Origin of the sequence: Psychrobacter sp. (genome assembly GCF_035469765.1) — a bacterium.
GTDB lineage: Bacteria > Pseudomonadota > Gammaproteobacteria > Pseudomonadales > Moraxellaceae > Psychrobacter.
This window is the reverse complement of sequence record NZ_DATIRM010000009.1, coordinates 1-1,829: the sequence shown is the minus strand read 5'-3', so window position 1 is coordinate 1,829 and position 1,829 is coordinate 1. Positions and strand designations below refer to the sequence as shown.

1 protein-coding gene is annotated in these 1,829 nt (G+C 43.7%); it reads right to left on the bottom strand.

Annotation, left to right across the window (positions count from 1 at the left end):
* Positions 1–239: 239 nt before the first annotated feature.
* Positions 240–1,706, bottom strand: a complete 1,467-nt coding sequence (locus tag VLN09_RS00200; RefSeq protein ID WP_325242944.1) for a protein adenylyltransferase SelO — start codon at positions 1,704–1,706, stop codon at positions 240–242.
* Between the last annotated feature and the right edge of the window lie 123 nt (positions 1,707–1,829).

Sequence of the window (1,829 nt, the reverse complement as noted above, 5' to 3'; positions counted from 1 at the left end):
ATGAGTGTACATTGATTGTTATGGGGTGGTATGCGGCGCTTAGACATCCAGAAAAAAAATATTGTAAAATATTAATTCTAGCATTATTGTCAATTACTTGCCTAGCCAAGCACCGTGAACTGCGCAAACAATATAATAAGTTGATATTCATTATTTAGCCAGTTGATAATGCCAAAAAACTGATCTAAATATCAACCTTAAATGCAAAATATTTCAAAATATTACAGAAAAAATGCGTATTAAGATGAGCAACTGATTGGCATTTGCGGTGCATGAGGCGCAGGTGGCAAGGTATCAAGTTCAATGGCGCTATCTTGTAGGGTATAAGGGCTAGCCAATAAGTCGAACACTCGATTCAATTCGTCAAACTGTCCTTGCTCTGCTGCGACAATAACACGCTGGGCCATACTATTACGCAATACATAAATCGGATTACTGGTTTGCATGTCCTCAATTGCTTGAGTATCAGAATTCTGCTGTATTTGTGCTAAATAACGCGTTACCCAATCTTGCAAGACTTGCGTTGCTTCATTATTCAACTCAGCAGTCATTATTGTCCATAGCTGCTGCTCATAAGGATGCTGGTCAGGTGAGATTAGGCCCAGTAGTGCCCGGAAACTATTGGTATAGTCGAGTAGGTTATCTTCTAGCAGCGTCAACCATTCAAATGCCAAACTTAGGCTCTCACGCTGATGCGGCAACCCAAGCTTGCGGCATAGCCCTTGCTGATAATGCTGCATAAAGGTCGCCTCGTAAGGCGCTAAACAATCTGCTAATGCCTCACGTGTCACATCTTTTAAGCGCATAAAGTGTGGTAGCCAGATATTTAGATTCCAATGACCAATAGCTGGCTGATTCTGGTAAGCATAGCGTCCGCTGTGGTCTGAATGGTTATTGATCCAAGCAGGGTTAAAGCGCTCCATAAAACCAAATGGACCAAAGTCTAGAGTACTGCCAGTAATAGATAGGTTATCCGTATTCATAACACCATGCGCAAATCCAATAAGTTGCCAATCCGCTATCATCCGCGCTGTACGCTCAACCACCGCTTGTAAAAATGCGAGGACTGGCTTATCACTATCACGGCACTCTGGATAATAAGTATCAATCATATAGTCGGTAAATTCAGCGAGTAAGTCGGGTGCAAAGCTTGCAATCCACTCAATATGACCTAAACGAATATGACTGTCAGCGACTCGCATCAAAGCTGCTCCTGCTTCCAGTCGCTCGCGGCGCACTTTGGTATCTGATACCACAAATCCCAAGGCGTTAGAGGAGGCAATACCAAGTTGGGTTAGTGCATGACCGCATAAATATTCGCGAATGGTACTGCGTAACACCGCGCGTCCATCGCCCATGCGTGAGTAGGGCGTCAACCCCGCACCCTTTAGATGTAAGTCTTGTAATTGGTCGTTTTTATCAAGTACTTGCGCCATCAATAAGCCGCGTCCATCACCCAATTGCCCAGCCCATTGACCAAATTGATGACCTGCATAAGCCATTGATAAAGGTCGAAATTCAGTCGGTACGTACTGTCCGCCGAGTATCTCAACCCAGCGTGCCATCAAATCTGTATCTTCTGTCCAGCCCAGCTGCTCAGCAACTTGAATATTAAAATGACCGACACGAGGATTGTTTAATGGGTTTGGCAGTTGCTCATGATAAAGACGGGTGTCCAATTGAGCATAGGTGTTTTGATAGCGCATAAGAGCCGTTCCAATTTAAAGATAAAAGCTGGGAGAGGAGATTTAAGATATAAACCGAATAAACTCACTATAACATAGCCTTGATATAGCAGCATTGCACTCTGTCCGTCTCTTGTAAATCGT